The 20,879-nt window shown below is 73.3% G+C and carries 20 protein-coding genes and 3 pseudogenes; 14 read left to right on the top strand and 9 right to left on the bottom strand.

Features of this window, described 5'->3' with window-relative positions; genetic code table 11:
• The first annotated feature begins 7 nt into the window (after nucleotides 1-7).
• The 6 genes from priA (at nucleotide 8) to hisF (ending at nucleotide 3,978) form a co-directional block, all read left to right on the top strand.
• Nucleotides 8-733, top strand: a complete 726-nt coding sequence (priA, locus tag JNW91_RS15655) for a bifunctional 1-(5-phosphoribosyl)-5-((5-phosphoribosylamino)methylideneamino)imidazole-4-carboxamide isomerase/phosphoribosylanthranilate isomerase PriA (protein ID WP_203175959.1) — start codon at nucleotides 8-10, stop codon at nucleotides 731-733.
• The gene (locus JNW91_RS15650) at nucleotides 730-1,119 is read left to right on the top strand and encodes a RidA family protein (protein ID WP_203175958.1); all 390 of its coding nucleotides are present in this window, start codon (nucleotides 730-732) and stop codon (nucleotides 1,117-1,119) included. Before priA ends, JNW91_RS15650 begins: the two co-directional genes overlap by 4 nt.
• 86 nt (nucleotides 1,120-1,205) lie before the next feature.
• Nucleotides 1,206-1,652, top strand: a complete 447-nt coding sequence (locus tag JNW91_RS15645) for a MarR family winged helix-turn-helix transcriptional regulator (RefSeq protein WP_203175957.1) — start codon at nucleotides 1,206-1,208, stop codon at nucleotides 1,650-1,652.
• A 5-nt stretch (nucleotides 1,653-1,657) separates the two neighbouring features.
• A complete protein-coding gene (locus tag JNW91_RS15640) occupies nucleotides 1,658-2,089 on the top strand; it encodes an organic hydroperoxide resistance protein (RefSeq protein WP_238425067.1) in 432 nt (143 codons plus the stop codon).
• 46 nt (nucleotides 2,090-2,135) lie between these two features.
• A complete protein-coding gene (locus JNW91_RS15635; protein ID WP_203175951.1) occupies nucleotides 2,136-3,134 on the top strand; it encodes an NADP-dependent oxidoreductase in 999 nt (332 codons plus the stop codon).
• A gap of 76 nt (nucleotides 3,135-3,210) precedes the next feature.
• Nucleotides 3,211-3,978, top strand: a complete 768-nt coding sequence (gene hisF / locus JNW91_RS15630) for an imidazole glycerol phosphate synthase subunit HisF (RefSeq protein ID WP_203175949.1) — start codon at nucleotides 3,211-3,213, stop codon at nucleotides 3,976-3,978.
• 6 nt (nucleotides 3,979-3,984) lie between these two features.
• On the opposite strand, the gene JNW91_RS15625 is transcribed toward hisF, so the two are convergent.
• Together JNW91_RS15625 and yczE are read right to left on the bottom strand one after the other, a co-directional pair.
• Nucleotides 3,985-4,446 carry a hypothetical protein gene (locus JNW91_RS15625; RefSeq protein WP_203175942.1) on the bottom strand — a complete coding sequence of 154 codons (462 nt, stop codon included), beginning with the start codon at nucleotides 4,444-4,446 and terminating at the stop codon, nucleotides 3,985-3,987.
• Between the two features lie 100 nt (nucleotides 4,447-4,546).
• Nucleotides 4,547-5,197, bottom strand: a complete 651-nt coding sequence (yczE, locus tag JNW91_RS15620) for a membrane protein YczE (RefSeq protein ID WP_203175941.1) — start codon at nucleotides 5,195-5,197, stop codon at nucleotides 4,547-4,549.
• A gap of 59 nt (nucleotides 5,198-5,256) precedes the next feature.
• Between yczE and yczR the strand changes: the two genes are divergently transcribed.
• Entirely contained in the window at nucleotides 5,257-6,714 is a 1,458-nt protein-coding gene (gene yczR / locus JNW91_RS15615; protein WP_203175940.1) for a MocR-like transcription factor YczR, read from the top strand.
• Between the two features lie 75 nt (nucleotides 6,715-6,789).
• Here yczR and JNW91_RS15610 read toward each other — a convergent pair whose 3' ends face one another.
• The 3 genes from JNW91_RS15610 to JNW91_RS15600 form a co-directional block, all read right to left on the bottom strand.
• Complete coding sequence (locus JNW91_RS15610) at nucleotides 6,790-8,616, bottom strand: AMP-dependent synthetase/ligase (RefSeq protein ID WP_203175939.1); 1,827 nt, start codon at nucleotides 8,614-8,616, stop codon at nucleotides 6,790-6,792.
• 137 nt (nucleotides 8,617-8,753) lie between these two features.
• Nucleotides 8,754-9,629 (bottom strand): terpene synthase family protein, encoded by an 876-nt coding sequence (locus tag JNW91_RS15605; RefSeq protein ID WP_309244377.1) that lies wholly within the window; start codon nucleotides 9,627-9,629, stop codon nucleotides 8,754-8,756.
• Between the two features lie 199 nt (nucleotides 9,630-9,828).
• Nucleotides 9,829-10,458: a TIGR03085 family metal-binding protein gene (locus tag JNW91_RS15600; protein WP_203175935.1), complete on the bottom strand. Its 630-nt coding sequence runs from the start codon at nucleotides 10,456-10,458 to the stop codon at nucleotides 9,829-9,831.
• 172 nt (nucleotides 10,459-10,630) lie between these two features.
• Here JNW91_RS15600 and JNW91_RS15595 point away from each other — a divergent pair, with 172 nt between their 5' ends.
• The 3 genes from JNW91_RS15595 to JNW91_RS15585 all read left to right on the top strand — a co-directional run bounded on the left by JNW91_RS15595 (nucleotide 10,631) and on the right by JNW91_RS15585 (nucleotide 15,205).
• A complete protein-coding gene (locus JNW91_RS15595) occupies nucleotides 10,631-12,514 on the top strand; it encodes an ABC transporter ATP-binding protein (RefSeq protein WP_203175933.1) in 1,884 nt (627 codons plus the stop codon).
• 55 nt (nucleotides 12,515-12,569) lie between these two features.
• Nucleotides 12,570-14,357 carry an ABC transporter ATP-binding protein gene (locus JNW91_RS15590; RefSeq protein ID WP_203175931.1) on the top strand — a complete coding sequence of 596 codons (1,788 nt, stop codon included), beginning with the start codon at nucleotides 12,570-12,572 and terminating at the stop codon, nucleotides 14,355-14,357.
• Between the two features lie 98 nt (nucleotides 14,358-14,455).
• Nucleotides 14,456-15,205, top strand: a complete 750-nt coding sequence (locus JNW91_RS15585; RefSeq protein ID WP_203175928.1) for a DUF2470 domain-containing protein — start codon at nucleotides 14,456-14,458, stop codon at nucleotides 15,203-15,205.
• A gap of 21 nt (nucleotides 15,206-15,226) precedes the next feature.
• On the opposite strand, the gene JNW91_RS33155 is transcribed toward JNW91_RS15585, so the two are convergent.
• The 4 genes and pseudogenes from JNW91_RS33155 to JNW91_RS15570 all read right to left on the bottom strand — a co-directional run bounded on the left by JNW91_RS33155 (nucleotide 15,227) and on the right by JNW91_RS15570 (nucleotide 17,343).
• Nucleotides 15,227-15,472, bottom strand: a complete 246-nt coding sequence (locus JNW91_RS33155) for a TetR/AcrR family transcriptional regulator (protein WP_309244376.1) — start codon at nucleotides 15,470-15,472, stop codon at nucleotides 15,227-15,229.
• 44 nt (nucleotides 15,473-15,516) lie between these two features.
• Nucleotides 15,517-15,822 (bottom strand): annotated as a pseudogene (locus tag JNW91_RS33610) (helix-turn-helix domain-containing protein); the annotation flags it as partial.
• 34 nt (nucleotides 15,823-15,856) lie between these two features.
• Nucleotides 15,857-16,612 (bottom strand): ABC transporter permease, encoded by a 756-nt coding sequence (locus JNW91_RS15575; protein WP_203175926.1) that lies wholly within the window; start codon nucleotides 16,610-16,612, stop codon nucleotides 15,857-15,859.
• Nucleotides 16,609-17,343: an ABC transporter ATP-binding protein gene (locus JNW91_RS15570; protein ID WP_203175924.1), complete on the bottom strand. Its 735-nt coding sequence runs from the start codon at nucleotides 17,341-17,343 to the stop codon at nucleotides 16,609-16,611. The genes JNW91_RS15575 and JNW91_RS15570 overlap by 4 nt, the downstream gene beginning before the upstream one ends.
• A gap of 596 nt (nucleotides 17,344-17,939) precedes the next feature.
• Here JNW91_RS15570 and JNW91_RS32340 point away from each other — a divergent pair.
• From JNW91_RS32340 to JNW91_RS15555, 4 genes and pseudogenes are all read left to right on the top strand, one after another.
• A pseudogene (locus JNW91_RS32340) lies at nucleotides 17,940-18,224 on the top strand (phosphoribosyl-AMP cyclohydrolase); the annotation flags it as partial.
• 180 nt (nucleotides 18,225-18,404) lie between these two features.
• Complete coding sequence (gene hisI / locus JNW91_RS32335; RefSeq protein ID WP_309244378.1) at nucleotides 18,405-18,836, top strand: phosphoribosyl-AMP cyclohydrolase; 432 nt, start codon at nucleotides 18,405-18,407, stop codon at nucleotides 18,834-18,836.
• Nucleotides 18,837-18,894: 58 nt separating this feature from the next.
• Nucleotides 18,895-20,449, top strand: a pseudogene (locus JNW91_RS15560) (anthranilate synthase component I).
• Nucleotides 20,450-20,504: 55 nt separating this feature from the next.
• The coding region (locus JNW91_RS15555) for a Trp biosynthesis-associated membrane protein (RefSeq protein WP_203175921.1) at nucleotides 20,505-20,879 on the top strand (375 nt) is incomplete at its 3' end.

Raw genomic sequence — 20,879 nt, 5'->3', positions numbered from 1 at the left:
GAAGACGTTGAGTCTCACCCTGTTACCCGCCGTGGATGTCGCCGACGGCCGGGCCGTCCGGCTCGTGCAGGGCGCTGTCGGTAGCGAGAGCATCTACGGCGACCCGCTGGACGCCGCGCTGGCCTGGCAGCAGGACGGCGCGGAGTGGATCCACCTGGTCGACCTGGATGCGGCGTTCGGCCGGGGCACCAACGCGCACCTGCTCGCCGAGGTGGTGCGCCAGTTGGATGTGAAGGTGGAGTTGTCCGGCGGTATCCGCGACGACGAGTCGTTGCGTGCGGCCCTGGGCACCGGGGCGGCCCGGGTGAACATCGGCACCGCGGCCCTGGAGGACCCGGTGTGGTGTGACCGGGTGGTGGGGGAGTACGGCGACCGGGTGGCCATCGGGCTGGACGTGCGTGGTCGTACCCTGTCGGCGCGTGGGTGGACCCGCGACGGCGGTGACCTGTACGAGGTGCTGGAGCGGCTGGACAAGGCCGGCGCCAGCCGGTATGTGGTCACGGACATCACCAAGGACGGCACGATGCGCGGGCCGAACCTGGAGCTGTTGCGTGAGGTGTGTGCCCGGACCGACCGGCCGGTGATCGCCTCCGGCGGCGTGTCGACGTTGGACGATCTGCGGGCGCTGGCCACGCTGGAGTCGCTCGGTGTGGAGGGCGTGATCGCCGGCAAGGCGCTGTACGCGGGCGCTTTCACGGTGGCCGGGGCGCTGCGGACGCTGGCTGAGGCGTGACGGTCACCCGGCTGGGCTCGGGCGGTCCGTGGGAGCAGCGGTACGGCTACTCCCGGGTCGTCCGGGCGGGTGACCGGGCCTGGACGGCGGGCTGCACGGCCACGGTGGACGGTCGTGTGGTGCACGTGGGTGACCCCGCCGCGCAGACCGCGCAGGCGCTGCGGATCGGGTTGGCGGCGCTGGCCGAGGTGGGTGCGGGGCCGGGGGACGTGGTCCGGACCCGGATGTACGTGACGGACCGGCTGCACGCCGACGAGGTGGGTCGGGCGCACAACGTGGTCTTCGGCGCGGTCCGGCCGGCGGCGACGTTGGTGGTGGTGGCTGGTCTGCTGGATCCGGAGCACCTGGTCGAGGTGGAGTTGGAGGCGTACGTCACCGACGACTGAGGTTGTGTGGCGGCGGTGATCGCTGTCGCGGCCGAGCCACAGCCAGATAAGTTGTGCACAACTTAATTGTGGGCTATGGTTCGGCGGTGACCGATGACCTGGTGCTGCGCCGGCAGGTGTGCTTCGCGCTCTACGCCGCGTCGCGCGCCCTGACCGACGTCTACCGGCCGATCCTCGACGAGTTCGGGCTGACCTACCCGCAGTACCTGGTGCTGCTGGTGCTCTGGGAGCGCCCCGACGACGCCCCCACGGTCTCCGAGCTTGGCGCCGAGCTGCGACTGGACTCCGGCACGCTCTCCCCGCTGCTCAAGCGGCTGGAGGGGGCGGGCCTGGTGGTGCGGCGGCGCTCGGCGCGCGACGAGCGACGGGTCGAGGTGGGTCTCACCGAGCGGGGCCGGGCCCTGCGGCAGCGGGTGGACGAGATCCCGCTCCAGATCGCCCGGGCGACCGGGCTGGGCATCGCCGAGCTGGTCGCGCTGCGCGACACCCTCACCCGGGTCACCGACACCATCCACCGACAGAAGGAGCAGTGACCACCATGCAGGTTCTCTACACCGCGTCCGCGACCGCCAGCGGCGACGGCCGGGACGGCCACGTCGAGACCTCGGACGGGACGTTCACGCTCGACCTGGCCGTGCCGAAGGAGATGGGTGGCGCCGGTGGCGCCGCGAACCCGGAGCAGCTCTTCGCCGCCGGCTACGCGGCCTGCTTCCACGGCGCGCTGCGGCTGGTCGCCCGCCGGGCCAAGGCCGACGTGACCGGCTCGGTCGTCGCCGCCGAGGTGGGCATCGGCCCGAACGGCAGCGGCGGGTTCGGGCTCACCGTGCGGCTCGTCGTCGACCTGCCCGCCGTGCCCCGCGACGCCGCCGAGCAGCTCGTCGAGCAGGCCCACCAGGTGTGCCCGTACTCGAACGCCACCCGCGGCAACATCGACGTCGCGCTGACCGTCCGCGAGACCCTGCCCGCGTGACGTCGCGGACCAGGCCATCACCCGCGGACGAGAGGACGACCACCGAGTGACCGGCAACCGTGAGATCCACCTGGCCAGCCGTCCCGCCGGTTGGCCCACCGAGGCGAACTTCCGGCTCGTCGAGACCGACGTGCCGACGGCTGGTCCCGGCCAGATCGTGGTCCGCAACCAGTACATGTCCGTCGACCCGTACATGCGGGGGCGGATGAACGACGTCAAGTCGTACGTGCCGGCGTTCGCGCTCGACGCGCCGCTCGACGGCGCCGCGGTCGGCGAGGTGGTGGCCAGCGAGGCCGAGGGCGTCGCCGTCGGCGACACCGTGCTGCACGGCCTCGGCTGGCGTGAGTACGCGCTGCTGGAGGCCAGGGCCGTCCGCAGGGTCGACCCGAGTCTCGCACCGGTCACCGCGTACCTCAGCGTGCTGGGTATGGCGGGCCTGACCGCGTACGCCGGCCTGCTGGAGGTGGCGGCGATGAAGCCAGGCGAGACCGTCTTCGTCTCCGCCGCGGCCGGCTCGGTGGGCAGCCTGGTCGGTCAGATCGCCAAGCTCAAGGGCGCCGGCCGGGTGGTCGGCAGCGCCGGCTCGCCGGCCAAGGTCGAGCGGCTCAAGGCGTTGGGCTTCGACGCCGCCTTCGACTACCACGACGGGCCGGTACGGGAATCGCTGCGGGCGGCCGCCCCGGACGGTGTCGACGTCTACTTCGACAACGTCGGCGGTGATCACCTGGAGGCGGCGATCTCGGCGATGAACCTGCACGGCCGGGCCGCCATCTGCGGCATGATCGCGCAGTACAACGACACCGAGCCGCCGGCCGCGCCGCGCAACCTCGCGCTGGTCATCGGCAAGCGGCTCACCCTGCGCGGCTTCCTGGTCGGCGACCACAACAACCTGCGCGACGCGTTCGTCTCCGACGTCTCCGGCTGGCTGCGCGACGGCACGCTGTCGTACGACGAGACGATCGTGGACGGCATCGAGAACGCCCCGGCGGCGTTCCTGGGCCTGCTGCGTGGCGAGAACCTGGGCAAGATGCTCGTCCGGGTGTGAGTCCCGATCCGACGCGCGGCGGTGGCCGGTCTCACAGGTCGGCCGCCGCCGCGCGCGCGGAGGATAGGCTCGCGGCATGACGGTGGCGGTGCGGGTGATCCCCTGTCTGGACGTGGACGCCGGGCGGGTGGTCAAGGGGGTCAACTTCCTCGACCTGCGCGACGCCGGTGACCCGGTGGAGCTGGCCGCGGCGTACGACCGGGCCGGCGCGGACGAGCTGACCTTCCTCGACGTCACCGCCTCCTCCAGCGACCGGGGCACCATGCTCGACGTGGTGCGCCGCACCGCCGAGTCGGTGTTCATCCCGCTGACCGTCGGCGGTGGGGTCCGGCAGGTCGCCGACGTGGACACCCTGCTGCGCGCCGGTGCGGACAAGGTCGGCGTGAACACCGCCGCCATCGCCCGTCCGGAGCTGATCGCCGAGATCGCCGACCGGTTCGGCCGGCAGGTGCTGGTGCTCTCTCTCGACGTGCGCCGGGCCGCGACCGACAGCACCCCCAGCGGTTTCGAGGTCACCACGCACGGCGGCCGGCGGGGCACGGGCATCGACGCGGTGCGGTGGGCGCAGCGGGGAGCCGAGTTGGGCGCGGGGGAGATCCTGCTGAACTCGATGGACGCCGACGGCACCAAGGCGGGCTTCGACCTGGAGCTGATCGCGGCGGTGCGGGCGGTGGTGGACGTGCCGGTGGTGGCCAGCGGCGGCGCTGGCGAGGTGGCGCACTTTCCGCCGGCGATCGGCGCCGGCGCGGACGCGGTGCTCGCCGCCAGCGTCTTCCACTTCGGCGAGCTGACCGTGGCCGAGGTCAAGGACGCGCTGCGCCGCGGCGGTCACCCGGTGCGCTGAGCCCGGTCAGTGCCCGCCGGAGTGCCCCTCGGGGGAGCGCCGGGGCGTCGGGATCGAGCGGACCACGTACTCCTGGACGGCCGCCGCGTGGTCGGCCTCGTCCAGAATCCAGTCGGCGCTGCCCGGCGCGTGCCGGCGGCTCAGGACACCCTGCACGGTGTCCACCATCGTCGCGACACCGGCGCGCGGGCGGCTGCGCCAGAGCTGCTCACCCTCGCCGGTGATCCGGAACCAGCCGTCGGCGACGCTGATCAGGCCCGCGCCGACCAGACGCTGGACGGCGGCCTCCACCTCGTGCCGCTGCGGGATCGCATGGTTGAGGTGGTCGGCGGTGGAGAGCACATCGGTGAGGCGGACGCCCTCCGGCCTGCGGCTGGTCGCCGATCGACGGTGCCGACCGGCACCGCTCGCGATGACCAGCGACACGAAGATCCAGGCGTCCGTCCAGCGCCAACCGTTCTCCCCCATGAAGAGATGATGACGGCGCGCGTCGCGGAAGGGAACACCCACCCACCATCGGCCCTCTTCACCACCGCGGTGTGCCGGTCCGGGGACGGTCGGTGAGGGTTCAGCCGGCGGGCGCGGCCGTCGGGGCGGGTGTGGTGGCCTCCGTCATGGGCACGGCGAACACCGGTATGAACAGGTGCGCCAGTGGACCGATGGCCAGCGCGTACGCGACGGTGCCCACGCCGACCGTGCCGCCGAGCAGCCAGCCCAGCGCCAGCACGGTGACCTCGATGACCGTGCGCACCAGCCGGATCGACCAGCCGGGCCGGCGGGCCACGAAGCCGGTCATCAGGCCGTCGCGGGGGCCGGGGCCCAGCTGGGCGCCGAGGTAGAGGCCGGTGGCGGCGCCGTTGGCGACGATTCCCGTGACCAGCAGCGCGATGCGCACGCCGAGCGGGCCACCCGCCGGCAGCAACGCCAGCGTGGCGTCCACCACCAGGCCGATGACGACCACGTTGCTGACCGTGCCGAGCCCGGGGCGTTGCCGCAGCGGGATCCAGAGCAGCAGCACGAGCGCGCCGACCGCGATGGTGACGGTGCCGAAGGAGAGCCCGGTTCGCTCGGACAGGCCCTGGTGGAAGACGTCCCACGGGTCGAGGCCCAGATCGGAGCGGACCATCAGGGCCATGCTGACCCCGTAGAGGACCAGCCCCACGTAGAGCTGGCTCAGCCGTCGCGCCGGCCGGTACCGCAGATTGCCAATCAGTGCCATGCATGCCACCCTAGGGGCCAATCCTCCCGGGGAAAGAAGCCAATATCCGAGGAGTGGCCATGACCGGTGAAGTGCGCGGCGTCCAATTGGCCCGTCTGCTCGGGCAGTGGCACGCCCTGCCCGGTCGCCGGCGCAGCCCCGACTACGCCGCCCTGGCCGGCGCGGTGCGGGGTCTGCTCGCCGACGGTCGGTTGCCGCTGGGCGTCCGCCTGCCGGCCGAACGGGAGCTGGCCGAGGCCCTGCGGATCAGCCGGACCACGGTCACCGCCGCGTACCGGCAGCTGCGTGAGACCGGGCACCTGGCCAGCCGCCGGGGCGCCGGCAGTTGGACCATGCTGCCCGGCAACCACCGGGTGGCCAGCACCGGCCTGTGGACCCCACTGGACGACCGGGAGATGATCGACCTCGGCGTCGCCGCGCTCGCCGCCCCGCCGCAGCTGCTGACGGCCGCCCGGGCCGCCGCCGAGGACCTGCCCCGGTACCTGGGCGGCGCCGGCTACCACCCGACCGGCATCATCGAGCTGCGCGAGGCGGTCGCCGACGGGTACACCGCACGGGGGTTGCCGACCTCGGCCGACCAGATCATGGTGACCAGCGGCACCCAGCACGCACTCGACCTGGTACTTCGGCTCGCCCTGGCGCCCGGCGGCAGTGTGCTGGTCGAGTCACCGACCTACCCCAACGCGCTGGCCGCGCTGGCCGGCCGTCGGGCCCGGATCACCACCCACGGCCTGGCCGCCGATTCCGGTGGCTGGGAGGCCGACCTGCTGCTGGGCAGCCTCCGGCAGACCCGACCCAGGCTGGCGTACCTGATTCCGGAGTTCCAGAACCCGACCGGGCACCTGATGCCGGCCCCGCTGCGTGAGCGGGTGGTGGCCGCCGCCCACGCCGCCGGCACCGACCTCATCGTCGACGAGTCCTTCGTGGACCTGCCGCTGGACGGCACCGAGCTGCCACCACCCATGGCCACCTTCGACCGGCACTCCCGAGTGGTCAGCATCGGCGGGATGAGCAAGCCGTACTGGGGTGGCCTGCGGATCGGCTGGGTACGCGCCTCCGCGCCGCAGGTGCAGCGGCTGGCCGCCGTCCGGGTCGGTGTGGACATGGCGAGCCCGGTGCTGGACCAACTCGTCGCGGTGCACCTGCTCGCCGACGCGCCGGCCATCGTCGGGGACCGGCGTGCCCAGCTCGCCGCGCAGCGCGACGCCCTGCTCGGCGCGTTGGCGCACCGGCTGCCGGACTGGCGTGTCACCGCGCCACGGGGCGGCGTGACGCTCTGGGCCGAGCTGGACGGCCCGGTCTCCAGCGCGCTGGCCCGGGCCGCCGAGGAGGTCGGCGTCCGGCTGGCCCCCGGCCCCCGGTTCGGCCTCGACGGCACCCTGGAACGGTTCCTCCGACTGCCGTTCACCCTGCCCGCCGCCGACCTGGTGGAGGCGGTCGGGCGGATCGCCGGGGTCCGCTACGACCTGGACCGGGCCGGCCGGCAGCGGTGGCAGGAGCCAGCCGTCATCGCCTGAGCCGAGCCGGACCGGTGGTGCCGGACGCCGGTGGCCCCGCACCCACGCGGGTACGGGGCCACCGACTCGGCCGACTCAGAGCTCGGCGAGGGTGCCGCTGTACATCTTGTCGATCTCGCTGGCGAAGTTGCTCTCCACACCGCGTCGCTTGATCTTCAGGGACGGGGTGATCTCGCCGTGCTCGATGGTCAGGTCGCGCGGCAGGATCGTCACCCTCTTGATCGTCTCCCAGCGGTTGAGCTTGGCGTTGAGCTGGGCGACGTACTCCTCGACCATCGCCTGGGCCTCCGGTGACGCGACGATCCCGCTGTAGTCGCGCCCCTCCAGCGGGCCGCCGGCCACCCAGCCCCGGATCGCGTCCGGGTCGAGCGTCACGAGCATCGTGCAGTAGTTGCGGGCCTGCCCGATCACGATCGCCTGCGAGGTGTACGGGCAGAGCGCCTTGAACATCCCCTCGATGTGCGAGGGCGCGATGTACTTGCCGCCCGAGGTCTTGACCAGGTCCTTCTTGCGGTCGGTGATCCGCAGGTAGCCCTGCTCGTCGAGGGTGCCGATGTCGCCGGTGCGGAAGAAGCCGTCCTCGGTGAACGCGGCGGCGGTCTCCTGCGGCAGGTTGTGGTAGCCGCGCATCACCGGCCGTCCACGGACCAGGATCTCGCCGTCGGTGTCGATGCGGCACTCCAGGTCGCCCATCGCGGTGCCGACCGTGCCGATGCGCAGCCCGGACGGCGGGTTGACGAAGTTGCCGGCGCTGGTCTCGGTGAGGCCGTAGCCCTCGGAGATCGGCAGGTTGGCGGCGGCGAAGAAGGTGGCGATCTCCGGGCTGAGCGGGGCGGCGCCGGACACCAGCACCCGCATCCGCCCGCCCAGGCGGGCCTGGAGTTTGCTGAACACCAGCTTCTCGGCCAGCCCGTAGCGCAGCTTCAACCCGGCCGGCACCGGTTTGCCGGCCTGTTCCAGGGCCACCTTCTCCTTGCCGATCCCGACGGCCCAGGCGAAGATCTTCGCCTTCGCGCCGCCGGCGTCCTGCGCGGTGGTCACCGCCCGGTTGTAGACCTTCTCGAAGACGCGGGGGGCGCCGCACATGAGCGTCGGCCGGATCACCGAGAGCAGGTCGACCAGCTTGTCCACCCGGCCGTCGACGTAGGTGGGCAGGCCGACGTGGATGGCGCCGCAGAGCAGGGTCTTGCCGAACGAGTGGGACAGCGGCAACCACAGGTACTGCAGGTCGTCGTCGCGCAGCAGCCCCACCTCGGCCTGCGCCACGGCCTCCCAGCACCATCCGCCGTGCAGCAGCTCGACACCCTTCGGGCGGCCGGTGGTGCCGGAGGTGTAGATCAGGGTGGCCAGCTGGTCCGGGCCGATGCCGGCGACGATCATGTCGATCAGGTCGGGCTCGGCGGTCAGCGCGCGGGCGCCCCGCTCCTCCAGCTCGGCGAGGGTGAGTTGGGGCACCGCGGCGGACGCGTCGGCGACGCCGTCGATGAGCACCACGTGGGTCAGGGCGGGCAGGTCGGCTCCGGCGATCTTGGCAGCCTGGGCCGGGTTCTCCGCGACCAGCACCTTGGAACCGGAGTCGGCGATGATGTACGTCGCGTCCGCCGGCTCGGTGGTGGGGTAGACGGTGGTGGTCGCCCCGCCCGCGCACATGATGCCGAAGTCGGCGATCACCCATTCCAGGCGGGTGTTGGCGATGATCGCGACCGGGTCCTCGAGGCCGATGCCCAGGCTGTGCAGGCCGGCGGCGACCGCCTTGGCGCGCTGCCCGACCTGCGCCCAGGTGAGCCAGCTGGGGCCCGAGTCGTCGGAGTTCGGGGACGCGAACGCGTGCTGGTCGGGGGTGGCCGCCACGCGCTTGAGGAACATGTCCGGGATGGAGCGGTACGGTACATCGAGAGCCATCGCTGTAGCCGCCTTCGGGGGTGGTGGCGTGACGGGGGTCACGTCATGGTGGTTACCGAAGAGTATTGCCTGGCGGCGGGAATCGGCTAGCCCTGGTGATCGTTCGGCGTCCCGTGCCACCAGCCGGTACGGCCGGATCAGGCGTACCGGGCGGCCGCGACTGACCAGTCGTAGGTGGCGCGCACCCAGTTGCGGCGCGCCGTCAGTGCCGGCCGTACGCCGTCCTCGCCACTCGCCAGCAGCGCTTCCTCCGCCGTCAGGTACGCCGCCAGCCCCTCATTGAACCGGTCCGCCGCCGCCTGCAACGCGTCCGCCTCGTCCGCGCCGCTCTCCTGGGCGATCACGGTCACCAGGTTCTGCGCGTCCGGGTCCGCCTGGCTCTCCTTGCCGTAGGAGAAGAGGTCGTTGCACCAGCAGACCAGGTCCACCGCCAGCAGATCCAGGGCGACCAGCGCCGGATCGGCGCGTTGGGTCGGCCGGGGCGGCTGCGCCGACGCCAGGTCGGTCAGGGTGAGGCAGGGGTGCACGCCGCCGATGTGCCGGCGCAGTTGGACGTACTCCGCCAACTCGGGTATGCGCCGACGCTCCCGGTTGGTCGCCTCCCAGAGCAGCGCCAGCAGGTACTCCCGGACCTGGCTGACGAACCGGAGCAGCAGGGCCGCGTGGTCGTGAAGTCGGATCCGGCGGCACAGGTCGTGCAGCGCGTCACCGAGCGGCCCGCCGGCGGGCGGTACGACGTCCGGGTCCCCGCACCGGTCCAGCACGTCGAGCAGGGTGCTGATCGCCGGCCCCAGCCGGACCGGGTCGGCGCCGAGGCCGTCCTCGTCGCAGGCGTCGTCCATCACGAAAAGCCAGCTGATCAGGTCGGTGAGCAGCCGCAGCCCGTCCACCGATCCGTCCGGGCAGGCGCGGCCGGCCAGACCGGCGGCGTCGGCCCGTTGCAGCCGGTGCACACGGTGGCTGGAATCGACCAGCCCGAACGCGCGCGCCCACTCGACGCTCTCGCTCGCCACCTGCTCCGTGGCGCCATGGCGCCCCGCCGTGAACGGGGGCTCCCGCAGCGCCGAAATCGCGAAACTCCGCACAGTGCGCCCCCACTCCGTGCCGCCCGGCGCAGAGCGGCGCGGTGAAGCGTACGGGAGGAGGCATCAGTATGTTTCGCTGGGTGTGGGAAATTCCACACGTTCTCTGTGACCGTTTGAGTTCAGAGAGTCACATTCCCAGGCTGGCGGCGCGCAGTCGGCGCGCGGCCTCCGGTGGGCCGTCCAGTTGGACCCTCGCGACCCGTTGCCGTCCGGAGAGGAACAGGGCCAGCTCGGCCGGCGCGCCGACCACCCGCAGCCGCTCGCCACCACGGCCGACGGAGACCTCACCGTGCCCGGGCGCCTGCACGTAGAGGTCCGCCGGAAAGCGACGCAGCGCGAGCCGGGCCATCGGCGCGGCCCGCTTCCACAGGGCGGTCTGTAGGCCGACGGCCAGGTCGCGGGGCTGCCAGCCGGGGACGGCCCGCCGCACGTCCTCGTGGTGGATGAAGAACTCCATCGTGTTGACCAGCTCGTCGGTCAGCGGGTTGCTGACCGGGCTCCACTTCGGAGGTCGGCGCACCTGCGCCACCAGTTCGGCGTACGGACGGGCGGCGAGGCGGCGGCGCACCCGCTCGGCGTACCCGCGCAGTGGCGGCAGCAGGATCCCGCCGGCCGCGTCCGGCCGGCGCTCGCGCAGCACCAGGTGCGCGGCGAGGTCACGGGTGGCCCAGCCCTCGTTGATCGTCGGCGCGTCGGGCCCGCGGGCCAGGAGGAGATCGGCCAGCGCCTGGCGCTCGGCTCGGGCGTACCGCGACATGGCCCGATCGTAGGCCCGGCCGTCCGTCCCCGCGCGCGGATGGGCGCGGGTCACGTCGGCGACCCCGCCGCCGGCTGGTACGTGACGGTCGACATATCCGGTCCGGGTCGGCGGTGCTGGCCCGCAGCGGTAAGGATGAGGGAGATAATTGTGGCTTACGGCGGGGGAGAGCGTGGCGAGCAGGACAAGTCGGGACGTGCTGGGTCGAGGACTGCGCGTCCTGGGGCAGGCCATCCGGGAACAGCCACGGATCTTCGCGGTCGCGGTGGTCGGCAGTGTGTTGTTCGGCGCGATGGTCATCGCCAGCGCGTACGTGGTCGGCGGGGTCGTCGGCGAGGTGGTGGTGCCGTCCATCGCCCGCGGCCAGGTGGGCGTCGGCACGCTGGCGCTGGCCGCGGCCGCGCTGTTCGGGATCAGCGTGCTGCGCGTGGTGGGCATCTTCGGCCGCCGGCTCGGCGCCGGCTACATGCAGTACCGCCTCCAGGCCGCCTACCGTCGCCGGGTCACCCGTCGCTACCTGGACCTGCCGGTGGCCTGGCACCACCGCAACTCCACCGGCACGCTGCTGTCCAACGCCAACTCCGACGTGGAGGCGGCCTGGTACCCGATCGCGCCGCTGCCCTTCGCCGTCGGCACACTGGTGATGCTGGTCGGCGCGATCGTCTCGCTGTTCGCCACCGACTGGGCCCTCGCCCTGGTCGGCCTCGCGGTCTTCCCGGCGCTGTTCGCGCTCAACGTGGTCTACTCCCGCCGGATGGCGCCCCGGCAGGCCCGCGCCCAGCGGCTGCGCGCCGAGGTCAGCGGCATCGCCCACGAAAGCTTCGACGGCGCCCTGGTGGTCAAGACGATGGGCCGCGAGGCGCAGGAGACGGCCCGGTTCGCCAGCCGCGCCGGTGAGCTGCGCGACTCGCTGGTCGCGGTAGGTCGGCTACGGGGTGTCTTCGACCCGCTGCTGGAGACGCTGCCCAGCCTCGGCACCCTCGCCGTGCTGGTGGTCGGGGCGTTCCGGCTGCGCCAGGGCGCGATCAGCGTCACCGAGCTGGTCAGCGTGGCGTTCCTCTTCACCGTGCTGGCCTTCCCGGTGCGGGCCATCGGCTGGGTCCTGGCCGAGCTGCCGCGCAGCGTCGCCGGCTGGGACCGGGTGCGCCGCGTGCTCGACGCCACCGGAGAGATGCCGTACGGGCAGCGCGTGCTCGACCCGGCCACCTCCGGCCCGGCCACCCTCACCTTCACCGACGTGCACTTCTCGTACCCGCCGGCCGAGGCGCACCAACCCGGCGCCCAGGTGCTCGGGGAGGTCGGCTTCACCGTGCCGGCCGGGCGGACGGTGGCCCTGGTCGGGCCGACCGGCGCCGGCAAGTCCACCATCACCTCGCTGGCGGTGCGCCTCGTCGACCCGGACTCCGGCACCGTCGAGCTGGACGGGGTCGACGTGCGGGAGCTGACCGCCGCGTCGCTGACCGGCACGGTGGCTCTCGTCGCGCAGGTGCCGTTCGTCTTCGACGACACGGTCCGCGCCAACATCGCCCTGGACCGGCCGGGCATCGACGACGAGGACGTCTGGGCGGCCCTGCGGCTGGCCGAGGCGGACGGATTCGTGGCGGCGCTGCCCGACGGACTGGACACCATGGTCGGCGAACGGGGCACCTCGCTCTCCGGCGGGCAGCGGCAGCGGCTCACCCTGGCCCGCGCGCTGGCCGGCCGACCGCGACTGCTGGTGCTCGACGACGCGACCAGCGCGGTCGACCCCCGGGTCGAGGCGGCCATCCTCGCCGGACTGCGCTCGTCGGCGGGTGCGCCGGGGGTGCCGGCCGCGTCGATCCTGGTCGTCGCGTACCGCCGGGCCACGATCGCGCTGGCCGACGAGGTCATCTACGTGGAGCACGGGCGGGTGGTGGCCCGGGGGACGCACACCGAACTGCTGGCCACCGTGCCCGGCTACGTCGACCTGGTCACCGCCTACGAGCAGGCGGAGGTGGACCGGGCGCAGGAACGCCCGTACGACGACGAGGTGGCACCGCTGCCGTCGGGCCTGGAAATCGAGGTGGACCGGTGAGCGCGAGGAGTGCAGCGCAGCGGAGCCCCGCAGTCGCGAACGAAAGGCAGGCCCGGTGACGACAACGCAAGACACTGGTGAGCGGGCCGAGCGGGCCGAGACGACCTGGCAGACCCTGCGCCGGGGCCTGGCGCTCTCGCCGGAGCTGCGGACCGGGCTGGCCGCCACGTTGGCCCTCGCGCTGGTCTACATGGTCGGCCGGGTGGCCGTACCGGTCGCCGTGCAGCAGGGCATCGACCGGGGCATCGTCGGTGGCCTGAACCTGGACGTGGTGTGGTCGGTGGTGGCGATCACCGCGGTGATCCTCACGGTCACCACGCTCTGCGGTTACCTGATGATGCGTCGGCTGTTCACCGTCAGCGAGACGGCGCTGGCCAACGTGCGCACCCGGGCGTTCCGGCACGTGCACGACCTGTCGATGCTGCACCAGCAGTCGGAGCGGCGCGGGTCGCTGGTCTCCCGGGTCACCAGCGACGTCGACCAGATCACCCAGTTCCTCCAGTGGGGTGGGGTGATCCTGCTGGTCAACCTCGGTCAGCTGGTGGTCACCACGGCCGTCATGCTGGCGTACTCCTGGCAGTTGACCCTGGTGGTGCTGGCCGCGTTCCTGCCGGCGGTGTTCGTCATCCGGCAGCTGCAACGCCGCCTGGGCGCGGCGTACGCGACCGTGCGTCAGCGCACCGGCACGCTGCTCGGCGCGATCGGCGAGAGCGTGGTCGGCGCGCCGGTGATCCGGGCGTACGGCATCGCGGGGCGCACCGCCCGGCGGCTGGACGACGCCATCGACGGTCAGCGCCTGGCGCAGCAGCGGGCGATCCGGATCAGCATCGTGGGCAGCTCGGTCGGGGAGCTGGCGGCCGGGTTGGCGCTGGCCGGCGTGGTGGTGCTCGGGGTGACGCTGGGCGTGGACGGCACGTTGACGATCGGTCAGTTGACGGCGTTCCTGTTCCTGGTGACGCTCTTCATCCAGCCGGTGCAGATCGCCACCGAGGTGCTCAACGAGGCGCAGAACGCGATCGCGGGCTGGCGTCGGGTGCTGGACGTGCTGGACGTCGCCCCGGACGTGGCCGACCCGGGGGAGCAGGGACGCGACCTGCCGGGTGGGCCGCTGGACATCCGCTTCGCGGGGGTGCGGTTCGCGTACCCCGGTGGCCCGCCGGTGTTGCACGACATCGACCTGGAGATCCCGGCGAAGAGCCGGGTGGCGGTGGTCGGCGAGACCGGCAGCGGCAAGACCACCTTCGCCAAGCTGCTCACCCGACTGATGGACCCGTCGGCGGGCGCGGTGCTGCTGTCCGGGGTGCCGTTGGCCGAGGTCCGGTTCGATTCGCTGCGCTCCCGGGTGGTGATGGTGCCGCAGGACGGGTTCCTCTTCGACGCGACGGTCGGGGACAACGTCCGGTTCGCTCGTCCGGAGTTGACCGACGAGCAGCTCGGCGCGGCCTTCACCGAGTTGGGTCTGTCGGACTGGCTGGACGGTCTGCCGGCGGGTCTGGACACGCCGGTCGGTGAGCGGGGTGAGGCGCTCAGCGTGGGGGAGCGGCAGTTGGTCGCGTTGGCCCGGGCGTACGTCGCCGACCCGGACCTGTTGGTCCTGGACGAGGCGACCAGCGCCGTGGACCCGGCGACGGAGGTGCGTCTGCAACGCACCCTGGACGCGGTCACCCGGGGTCGGACGACCCTCGCCATCGCGCACCGGCTCTCCACGGCGCAGGCCGCCGACGAGGTGATCGTGGTGGACCGGGGTCGGGTGGTGCAGCGCGGCCCGCACGACGAGCTGGTCCGCGACGCCGACTCGGTCTACGGGCTGCTCTACGCCTCCTGGCTGGAGCAGACCCGGTGAGGCGGTGGCGTCCCACCTGCGCCGCTGTGGTGGACGTCGACGGCCGGGTGCTCTACCCTCCGGGTTAGGTAAGCCTAACCTCTGAAGGAGGTCGCACCATGCGGCCCAGCCCCGCCGAGATCGTTCGTACCCTCGTCGCCGGTCGGCTGCCCGGCCTCGTCCACCTGGCCCACCGGCCCGGTCCGCACCACGCCCGGCACGTGACCGACCCGGACGGCCGGGTGCTGCTGCTGGTGCCGGTGGCCAGTCACCTGGCCGCCGCGCTGCGCCCGGTGGCCGGAGGGTCGGATGTCGCGGTGGTGCTCGACGTGCTCGACCTGCCGCCCGCCGCCGGCGCGCCCGGCCTGGGCCGGGCCTGGGTCTCCGGGTGGGCCGCCGAGTTGCGCGCCGACGAGGCCCGGCGGGCGGCGGTCGACTTCGCCGCCGTGGAACCGACCGGTGACCTGCTCGACGTGGGCACCCGGTTCCGGCTGTACCGCTTCGAGGTGGTCGAGGTCCGCTGGGAACACGCCGGCGCCGTGCGGCGAGTCGACCCCGGGGAGTACGCCGAGGCCGAGCCGGACCCGGTGCACCCGGTCGAGGCGCGGCTGCTGGCCGACCTCGCCGAGCGCGACGCCACCCAGGTGACCGAGTACCTGCGCCGGCAGCTCGGGTTGACCGAGCAGGCCCCGGACGGTCCGCCCCGGGTGGTGCGCGTCGACCGTTACGGGCTGGTGGTCGCTCTCGGCCGTCCCGGCGCCCGACGTCGGGTCCGGCTGGCCTTTCCCGGCCCGGTGGCCGATCCCGACGAGCTGGCCCGGCTGCTGCCGCCGATGCGCCGCCCGGCGAGCGTGCCCCCGCCGCGCTGACCGGTCCGGCCCGCCGGTGGTCTAGGCCGGCAGCGGCCCGGTGAGGTACCGCTGGATGGTGGGACCGATCGCGGCGGCCAGAGCCTCCGGGTCCGCCGACGCGACCGGTTCCAGTCGGATCACGTGCCGCATCATGGCCAGGCCGATCATCTGGTGGCCACCAGGGAACCGCGCAGCGGCAGTTGGTCCGGCTCGACGTCGAGCTGTTCGAGCACCCGGCGCAGCACCTGCGTGGTGATGAACTCGCGCAGCAGCCGCGCGGTCCACTCGTTGCTCACCGCCGAGCGCAGCAGCGCCACCCCGGCGCTACCGGCCGGAGAGTCCCAGACGCCGAGGAAGATGCGCACCATGCGCTCGCCGACGCCGTCCCGGTCGCCGGCGAGCACCTTCGGCACCAGCTGACCGGGGTCGACCGGGAAGTTCATCGCGGTCAGGAAGAGCTGGTCCTTGCTGCCGAAGTAGTGGTGCACCAGCGCCGGGTCGACGCCGGCCGTGCCGGCGATGGCGCGGATCGAGGCGGCGTCGAAGCCACGCTCGGCGAAAGCCGCCCGCGCCGCATCGAGGATCGATTCCCGGGTGCCCGGATTGCCCGGTCTCCGGCCGGTCCGCCGCGTCATCGCCGCCCTTCGTTCGTCCCGCTGCTGCCGCCGGTCAGCCGCTGCGCCGGCGCAGGGTGGCCGCCGCGAGCACCAGCGCCAGCACCACCGAGCCGAGCACCACCGCCACGTCCCGCCACATCGTGCCGGTCGGCTCGGCGTTGGCGCCGACCTCCTGCAACGCCTCGATGGCGTACGACAGGGGGAAGGCGTCACTGAGCGCCTGGAGCCAGCCGGCCATCTGGTCGCGGGCCACGAACAGCCCGCACAGCAGCAGCTGGGGGACCACCACGACCGGCAGGAACTGTACTGCCTGGAACTCGGTGCGGGCGAAGGCGCTGCAGAACAGCCCGAGGGCGACGCCGAGCACCGCGTCGAGGACCGCGATCCCGATCACCAGAGCGATGCTGCCGGCGGTGTCCAGGTCGAAGATCCAGTACGCGACCGCGGCGGCGACCGCGGCCTGCACGGCGGCGGCCAAACCGAAGGCGATGCCGTAGCCGAAGAGCAGGTCGAGCTTGCCCAGCGGGGTGGTGAGCAGCCGCTCCAACGTGCCGGAGGTGCGCTCCCGCAGCATGGCGATGCTGGTCACCAGGAACATGATCACGAAGGGGAAGATGCCGAGCATCACCAACGCGATCCGGTCGAACGTCGACGGCTGGCCGGGTGGGGTCGGCTGGTCGGCGTACATGAAGTAGACCAGGGTGAGCAGGACGGCCGGCACGGCCACCAGCAGCGCGATGGTGCGCCGGTCGTGCCGGAGCTGGCGCAGGATGCGTCCGGTGGTGGCGGCCAGGATGCGCGCGTTCATGAGGCTGCTCCTCCGGTTCGGGCCGCGCCGGCTCGGATCAGGCGCAGGAACGCCTCGTCGAGGTCGTCCACGCCGGCCGCGGCGCGGATCGCGGCCGGGCTGTCGTCGGCGATCAGCCGTCCCTCGCGGATCAACAGCAGGCGGTCGCAGCGGGCCGCCTCGTCCATCACGTGGCTGGACACCAGCAGGGTGGTGCCGGCCGCCGCCAGCGCGTGGAACCGGGCCCACAGGTCGGCCCGCAGCACCGGGTCCTGCCCGACGGTCGGTTCGTCGAGGATGACCAGCTCCGGGTCGCCGACCAGCGCGCAGGCCAGTGAGGCGCGGCTGCGCTGGCCGCCGGAGAGGGTGGCCACGAGTTGGCCGGCCGCTCCGGCCAGCCCCACATCGCTGATCGCCCGGTCGGCCTCGGCGCGCCCCCGCCCGTGCAGGGCCGCGAAGTAGCGGGCGTTCTCCCGCACGGTCAGGTCGGCGTAGACGCTCGGGGCCTGCGTCAGGTAGCCCACCTGGTGACGCAGCGCGGCGGCGCCGGCCGGTTGTCCCAGGACGGTGATCGTCCCGCTGGTGACCACCTGCACCCCGACGACCGCGCGCATGAACGTCGTCTTCCCGCTGCCGCTGGGGCCGAGCAGTCCGGTGACGGCACCCCGGGCGACCGTGCAGCTGATGCCGTCCAGCACCCGCCGTCCGCCCCGGTCCACGACCAGGTCACGGACGGCTATCGCGTCGCCCATCACACACCTCCAGAAAACTCATCGACCGATGAACTCAACGCTAGATGAGATTCAGTCGTCGACGCAACCGTCAGGCCGCGGCCACCTGGACGCCCCGTCGCGCCGAGCGCGACAACGGGCAGTAGCCTTCGGACCGGACACCGGGTCCGGCATCGGGCATTGCGCGCCGATCGGGCGTACGGCACGATGGCGCGGTGGGTCACGCTCCGTTACCGGACAGCGGTTTTCTCGAGGACTGGGCCGCGCGGCTGCGGCAGGCCGCCGAGCGACCGGTCGTCGGCATCCTCCTGCGCGGCAGTCACGCCCGCCGGACGGCCACCGCGCACAGCGACGTCGACCTCGACGTGCTGGTCGGCGGCGCCCCGTACGCCGCCCGACGGGCGTACCTGGCCGAATCCGCCGGCCGGCTGACCCACGTGTCGGTGGCCGCCCGGGACGTCCGCTCCTGGGTGCACCGGCTCGGCGAGCCGGCGGACTGGGCGTTCGGGCTGCCGGTCACCGCGCCGGTGCGGCTGCTCTGGGCCGACCCGCACTGGCGGCCCCGGATCGACCTGCCGGTGCTCTGCCAGCCCGCCGAACCACCCCGGCTGGAGGAGATGATCGCCGCGTTGGGCAAGGCCGCCGCCGCTCGGGCCGCCGACGACCGTCTGGGCGTTCGGCTCGCCGTCGCCGACCTGGCCCGACTCTGCCCGTCGGTGCTTCGCCCGGCCAACCCGTCGGTGCGGGTGTCCTCCCGCCGAGCGGCCTTCGCGGCGGCCCTGGAGCTGCCTGTCGCCCCGCCCGGCTACCGGGAGGACATGCTGCTCTGCCTCGGGCTGCGCCCAGGCTCCACCGGGCAGCTCTGGGCCGCCGCCGTGCGGCTGGTCGCCGGCACACTGCCGCTGGTCCGCCCGTACGCCGAGGTGATCGCCGAGGCCGCCGGCACCGACCTGGCCGATGCCCTGGTCGACGGGCGCCTGGACCGCTACGTCGCCCAACTGGCCCGGCCCGCCGCACCCCGGCCGGGAACCGGGCGGGAGCGGTCGCCGGTCCCCGCCCCGCGTGCGGGACAATGGGTCACTGTGCCCGTACCTGACGCGCCGGTGACCGGCGTCCCCAGCGATCCGAGCGGCCCTGCCGCGTCCTCGCCGGCCCGTCCGTCCCGGCTCGACCCGGCCATCGCGGCCCGGCTGCGGCGCACCGCCGACGGCCTGGTCGCCGCCGTGGTCCGCGCGCACGACTCCGGTGAGGTGCTGATGGTCGCCTGGATGGACGACGAGGCGCTGCACCGCACCCTCACCACCGGCCGGGCCACCTACTGGTCCCGCAGCCGCTGCGAATACTGGGTCAAGGGCGCCACCTCCGGGCACCACCAGTACGTCCGCTCGGTCGCCCTGGACTGCGACGGCGACGCGCTGCTGGTCAGCGTCGACCAGGTCGGCGCGGCCTGCCACACCGGGCACCGGACGTGCTTCTTCACCGAACTGCCGGTCACGGGGGCGGGGGCACAGTGAGCGCGAGGAGTGCGGCGCAGCGGAGCCCCGCGGTCGCGAACGACAGGCGGGCCGGCGCATGACCGACGGCGCGGTGACCCCCGACCCGACCACCTTCACCGAGCTGGCCGCGCACTGGCGGGTGGTGCCGGTCACCCGGCGTTTGCTGGCCGACGCGGAGACCCCGGTGGGCGTCTACCGCAAGCTCGCCGGTGGACCGGGCACGTTCCTGCTCGAGTCGGCCGAACAGGGCGTCGGCTCGGCCGGCATGGCCTGGTCGCGGTACTCGTTCATCGGCGTCCGCAGCAGCGCCACCCTCGTCGAGCGGAACGGCGCGGCGGCGTGGCTCGGCCAACCGCCCGCGGGGCTGCCCACCGACGGCGACCCGGTGCGGGTGCTCCGGGAGACCGTCGCGGCGCTCGCCGGCCCGGTCGGCGACCCGGGCGACGGGGCTGCCGCCGCTGACCGGGGGCATGGTCGGCTACCTCGGTTACGACCTGGTCCGTCGCTTCGAGCGGCTGCCCGAGCTGATCGAGGACGACCTGGGCGTGCCGGAGCTGGGCATGATGCTCGCTACCGACCTGGTGGTGCTCGACCACTACGACGGCTCGGCGATCCTGGTCGCCAACGCGCTGCTGCCACCGCTGGACGCCCCGGACCGCACCGCGCAGGTCACCGCCGCGTACCACCACGCGGTGGGCCGGCTGGACGCGATGACCACCGCGCTGTCCCGGCCCATCCCGCCAATGATCTCCACGGTCGAGCGTCCGCCGACCGGCGACGTGTCCTGCCGTACGCCCGACGGCGGCTACCCGAAGGCGGTGGAGGCGGCCAAGGAGGCGATCCGGGCCGGCGAGTGCTTCCAGATCGTGCTGTCGCAGCGTTTCGAGCGGTCCACCCACGCCGATCCGCTGGACGTCTACCGGGTGTTGCGCACCAGCAACCCCAGCCCGTACATGTACCTGCTGCGCTTCGACGGCTTCGACATCGTCGGCTCGTCGCCGGAGGCGCACCTGAAGGTCACCGCCGGCGCGGACGGGCAGCGGCAGGCTCTGCTGCACCCGATCGCCGGCACCCGGCCACGCGGTGACACCCCGACGGCCGACGCGGCGCTGGCCGCCGAGCTGCTCGCCGACCCGAAGGAACGGGCCGAGCACGTCATGCTGGTCGACCTGGGCCGCAACGACCTGGGCCGGGTGTGCCGGCCGGGCAGCGTCGAGGTGCCCGAGTTCGCGACCATCGAGCGGTACAGCCACGTGATGCACATCGTCTCCACCGTGACCGGCACGCTGCGTGACGACCAGAACGCGTTCGACGCGCTCGCCGCGACCTTCCCGGCCGGCACGCTCTCCGGCGCTCCCAAGGTGCGGGCAATGGAGATCATCGAGGAGTTGGAGCCGGTGCGCCGCGGCCTCTACGGCGGCACGGTGGGCTACTTCGGCTTCGGCGGCGACCTGGACATGGCGATCGCCATCCGCACCGCGTTGATCCGTGACGGCCGCGCCTACGTGCAGGCCGGCGCGGGGGTGGTCGCCGACTCGGACCCGGCCGCCGAGGACCAGGAGACGCGGAACAAGGCCGCCGCCGTGCTGGCGGCGATCGCGTCCGCCGAGACGTTGAAGCCGGCCCGGTGAGCGCGAGGAGTGCAGCGCAGCGGAGCCCCGCAGTCGCGAACGAAAGGCCGGCCCGATGACTGCTGACCGGTCCGCGGTGGGCCGCCGCGAGTTGACGTATGCCGTGTTGCTCTGCGTGGCCGGCGCGGGCCTGGCGCTGTGGGCGGCGACGCGGACCTGGTCTCTGGAACTGACCGTGCGTCCGGCGCCGCTGCCGCCGATGCGTGACGCCCACGGCGGTGCCGCCCTGCTGCCGTGGCTCCCGGCGTTGGCCCTGGTCACGCTGGCCGGCGGCGGCGCGCTGCTGGCGACCCGGGGCCGGGTGCGGCGTCTGCTCGGCGTGCTGCTCGGTGTGCTGGGGCTGGCCGTGGCGGCCGGCGGCGGGTACGGCCTGGTCGCTGACCTCGACGGCGTGGCGAGCCGGCAGTGGCCGGCGCTCTGCCTGCTCGGC

Source organism: Micromonospora parastrephiae (genome assembly GCF_016802865.1).
Taxonomy (GTDB): domain Bacteria; phylum Actinomycetota; class Actinomycetes; order Mycobacteriales; family Micromonosporaceae; genus Micromonospora; species Micromonospora parastrephiae.
Note: the sequence above shows the minus strand (reverse complement) of the source record. Positions and strands in the feature narration are given on the sequence as shown.